The following is a 4,924-nucleotide window of genomic DNA, read 5'->3' on the forward strand; positions in this document are numbered from 1 at the left end:
CGCCGCCAGGGCGATGGTCGCGGTCGCCGCGAGGGCCGCCCTCCACCACCTACGTCGACCGGGTCTCGCACCCTCTGAACCGTTCCGACTACCCCGCACGGCGGCCTCCAGACCGACTGGGCGAACAGCATCAAACAGACTCAGGCAAAGTCGAACAGTAAGGGTGCGCAGGGCGCACCACAATGGGGCGGGAGAAGACAATTGAGGGGCCGGTTCCCGGACTCGCGTCCGAGAACCGACCCGGCGTCATCAGGACCGCCAGTGCCTCAACTCCCTTACTGGCCGAAGCCGTACGCGAACAGGTGGTCGGCGCCCGACGAGCCTGTCACCGGCAGCGTGATCGACGCGACCTGCTTGGACGCGTCCAGCGGGACCTTCGTGGCGAAGACATAGGCCTTGACGTTGTCGCGGCCTCCGCTCCCGGTGTTCCGGTAGGGAGTCGTGACGGCGGTCGTGTCCCCCGCGAGGGGCTGGCTGCCGCCGCCGTTGAGTGTCCAGTCCGAGAAGCCGACGGTTGCCTTCGAGGAGGTGCCGTCCGTGTAGGTGACGGTGACCGTGCCCGAGACCCCGCTGCCGTCTGTCGGCGCGTTGGTCGCCGTGCCCAGGAGGCCCAGTGACGCGCCTGACGTACCGGTCGGCATCGGGATGGTCTGGCCTGCCATCTCCAGGTTGTCCAACTGCCCGGACGTCACCGTCGGCCAGGTGTAGGAGATGCCGTCGGCGGTGACGGTGGAACCGCTCGTAACGCCGGTCGCCGACAGGGCGTTCTGCGAGAAGGCCCAGCCACCGTTGTCGAATCCGCCCGAGAAGGAGGTGCCGTCGGGGTAGATGCCCTCGTTGGTGTCGTACGGCCACAGCGCACCGGCCTTGGCCACGGCCACGCGGAGGGTCGCCCCGCTCAGGGCCGCACCGGTGCTGTGGTCGGTCAGCGCGAAGGCGACCGGGTAGGTTCCTTCGCCCGCGCCCGCCATCACCTTGACCTTGGCCTCGGCGCTGCCCGTGGCGGGCACCGTCAGCGAACCGGACGACGTGTCCAGCGTGACGCCGGAGGGCGCCGTCGCCTTCCAGTCGACCGTGACGGCCGTGCTGCCGAGGTTGGTCAGGTCGAGTGTGCCGTCACCGGATGCGCCCGGCTGAAGCACAAGGCCGTCGCTGGAGGGGCCGGTCGCGGCCAGCACCCGTCCTCCGCCCGTGGTGTCCGACGGCGGCGCCGACGAGGGGTCGGACGCCCAGGACTTGTTCGGCGCGGTGCCGAGCGTGAAGTCGAGCGTGCCCGCGCCCTGGAACTGCTGATAGCTCAGCCAGGAGGTGTTCCACGCCTTGCCCTTGACCGCGAGCGCCTGCACGTACGGCGCGTCGGGCGCGGCCTGCGGGGCGTTGATCCCCACGGTCTTGCCGTTGCCGAAGGTCACCTTGGCCTCCGGGAACGCCGGGCTGCCGAGCGCCAGGGTGTCCGCGCCCGGGGTCTCCGGGTACATGCCGAGCTCGGACCAGACGTACCAGGAGCTCATCGCGCCGAGGTCGTCGTTGCCGAACGAGCCGACCGGCGCGTTGAAGTACAGGTCCTTCTGGGCCTCGCGGACGGCAGCCTGGGTCTTCCACGGCTGGCCCGTGTAGTCGTACTCCCAGGGGATCTCCACACTGGGCTCGTTGCTCAGGTCGGCGTCGGTGTTGCCCGGCTGCGTGATGTTGTCGAGCAGGCTGTCCAGGTAGGAGGAGTACGCCGTGTCGCCGCCGCGCGCCTGGATGAGCTGGCGCAGGTTGAAGGGGACCATCGGCGTGTACTGGGCGGAGGTGCCCTCCACGAAACCGTTCGAGGTGCCCGGGGTGAAACCGCCGACGAACTGGCCGTCCTTGTTCTTGGCCTGCATGTAGCCGGTCTGCGGATTGAAGACGTTCATCCAGTCCTGGGCGCGGGTGGCGAACTTCTCGTAGACGGCGGTCTTTCCGAGCGACTTCGCGAAGGCCGCGATCGCGTAGTCGGCGGAGTCGTACTCCAGTTGGGTGGAGACGGGGCCGTAGAAGTTGCAGCAGTTGTAGTCGTTCTCGTCGAGCGGGAGGTAGCCCTTCGCGTTCCGTACGGACTCACCGGGGCGGTCGTTGTTCGGGACGGTGGCCTCGTGCTGGAGGGCTGCAAGGGCCTTGTCGGTGTCGAAGTTGGTGGCGCCGAAGGCGTATGCGTCGGCGATGATTCCGGCTGCCGGGTCGCCGACCATCACATAGCTCTCGCCGTTGTTCGAGGCCCATTTGGGCAACAGGCCTGTCTGGTCGTACCCGTTGAGCATCGAGGTGACGACGTCACCGGCGACCTTGGGCTCGACCATCGCCATGAGTTGAGTCTGGGAGCGGTAGGTGTCCCAGCCCGAGTAGTTGGCGTACTGGGCCTTCTGCCCCTTGGCCAGCGTGTGGATCTGGTTGTCCATGCCCATGTACTGGCCGTTGTCGTCGGAGAAGACGTTCGGGTGCAGCAGCGCGTGGTAGAGCGCGGTGTAGAACTGCGTCTGCTTGTCCGCGGTGCCGCCGCCGATCTGAAGCTTGGTCAGCACCGTGTTCCAGGCGTCGTGGTTGGCCTGCTCGACGGCGGCGACATCCCACTTCTTGATCTCGGTGGACAGGTTGTTCGCCGCTCCGGCGTCGCTCGTGTAGGAGATGCCGACCTTCGCGTTCACCGTGGGATTCGAGGCGGTGTCGAAGGTCAGGTACATGCCGTTCGCGCCGGTGGTGGGCGGCTGGGCGGCCTTGGCCGCTGCGGTCGAGCGGGGTACGGCACCGGCGCTCGCCGCCGGGGACGGCGTACCGGAGTGGTTGTTGCCGCTCGCGTGGATCGTCGGGGACGGCTTCGCCGGGACGGTGAAGTGCTTCTCCTTCAGCGGCGCCGACTTCGCCTTCTGCGGGGCCAGTTGGACCTTGCCGGCCTTCAGCGAGGTCGCGTCGGGGGTGATGGTGCCGCCGACCCAGGTGCCGCTCGCGGCGAACGGCCGGTCGAACTTGATGTCGAAGTGCAGCGTGTACCTGTTGGCGGCGCCGCAGAAGTGACCGCTGTCGATCGCGCCGCTGATCTCCTGGTCGTTCACGACCTGGACGCGGGTTCCGTCGATCTGTGTGGCACCGCCGCTGAGCTTGAACAGCAGGTTCGCCTGCTGCCCCGCGGGGAAGGTGAAGCGTCCCAGGCCTGCACGGGTGGTGTCGGTCAACTCGGTCTTGACGCCGTTCGCGTCGGTGACCTTGTAGGAGCCGAGCCTCGCCTGCTCGTCGGTGTGGCTGAAGCCGGCGGACGCGTTGCCGAGGTCGCCCGACAGCGCGCCGGTCACCGGCAGGATGGGCAGGTCGCCCGCAACGGGGCAGCCCGGGCCCGAGATGTGGGTGAGGCTGAAGCCGGAGATCTTGTTGTCGTTGTACTCGTAGCCGCCGCCGTCGGGGCGGTCGGGCGTCGTGTCGGGACCCCACTGGACCATGCCGGCAGGCATGTCGGGGCCGGGGAAGGTGTCCACCGCACCGGAGGTGCCGATGAGGGGGTTGACGAGGGACGCGGGGTCCGTCACCAAGGCCGGCGTCGCGCCGCTCGCGGCATAGGCGTTGCCCACTGCCGGCAGCGGTAGGACGGCCATGCCCAGAACGCAGAACAGGGCCAAATGCCGGCGGGATCTCTTGCGGTCACGTGGCGCAATTGAATGTCGGGGTCTCACCATCGGTTGCCTCCGCAGCAATTCGTGCCTGGCACAAAAGGTGCCGACGCGCCGAAAGCCTCGGAACGTCGGCGACAGGCAACAGTTCCGGTCGCCCCCGACGGCCTGACAACGTTGCCATGCACGAGTGTCGAGTGAAACGTGTGTGCTGATGGCATGTCAACGAGGCCAACGGGACTTTCTGAACGCGAAGTTCACCGAGAGGTGTGTGCGGCGACGGCGCTCCAGGGGGATGCCAGGGTTCCGGAACAGCCCGACCTGGCTTGCACTTGTGCGCAAACTTCGCCGCAAATCCATCGAGCCGACGGGCTACCACTCGAAGTAGTTGTACAACCGGTAGGCGCAGCAATGGTTCCGGCAAAAATCTCCCAGTACCGGGTCATCGTGACGCCATGAGACGCCCATTCCCTTGTTCCGGTATGGATCGTGGATCGCAGCATCCCTCGCCGAACGACCTTCGCGAAATTCCAGCAGGCCGTTCCGCGAAGGCGGTTCGGCGATATCCGGTCACAACGCACCGTCCCTAAGACAATTCGCCCGGCACGGGGTCACGGGTGCTTCTCGTCGGCTCTCGCGAAGCGCGTCTCGACGGTCGCGGCAACGACGGCAGCGGAGACGGCCAGGAGGCCGATGACCAGAGGCAGTCTGACGGTCACGCCCGTCAGGGAACCGGCCAGTGCCGTGCCGGCGGATCCGGACGTGATCTTCAGGGCCGCGACCCAGATGAAGACCTGGCCGCGCGCTCCACTCGGCGCGTACTCCGTGCGGGCCGCGAGGGTGGAGGCGAAGAAGAAGGAGTTGAGGATCCCGGTGAGGGCGTAGGCCGCGACGGACACCGCGAAGGCAGGGCTCACGGTCACGGTGAGGAGGCCGGCGGCCACGCCCAGGGCGAGGCGGCGCATCAGCCGGTCCGGGGCGCCGGTGAGAGGGAAGGCCAGCACGGCTATGGACCCGCTGAGATTGCCGAGGCCGTAGGCGGCGATCAGCAGTGCCGCGGTGGCCGGCGCGGTGCCGAGAGTCTTCGTCAGGTGGACCGCTGTGATCGGCAGCGCGGCGACGCTCAGGGCGACGACCATCGTCAGGCAGACGGTGCGCCGTAGCCGGCCTGTGCGGGCTATCAGGGCGAGGGTCGCTCCCGGCTTGAGGATCGCTGTCCTGTCGCCGCCGTGGGACGGCGCGGTGAACGGCAGCAGCAGGACGCCGCCTGCCGCCGTGGCCGCCCCGGCCGCGAGTGCGAG

The 4,924-nt window shown here is 68.1% G+C and carries 1 protein-coding gene and 1 pseudogene; both read right to left on the reverse strand.

Translation table 11 applies throughout. The features are described 5' to 3' along the window. Positions 1-275: 275 nt before the first annotated feature. Positions 276-3,608 (reverse strand): lectin, encoded by a 3,333-nt coding sequence (locus R6V09_RS45865; protein ID WP_317887410.1) that lies wholly within the window; start codon positions 3,606-3,608, stop codon positions 276-278. A 626-nt stretch (positions 3,609-4,234) separates the two neighbouring features. Further along, positions 4,235-4,924, reverse strand: a pseudogene (locus tag R6V09_RS45870) (MFS transporter); the annotation flags it as partial.

It is taken from the genome of Streptomyces sp. W16 (assembly GCF_033194735.1).
Taxonomy (GTDB): Bacteria; Actinomycetota; Actinomycetes; order Streptomycetales; family Streptomycetaceae; genus Streptomyces.

Coding starts and splice junctions, on each gene's coding strand:
- R6V09_RS45865 (WP_317887410.1), bottom strand. CDS start 3,608: ATGGCCGTCCTACCGCTGCCGGCAGTGGGCAACGCCTATGCCGCGAGC.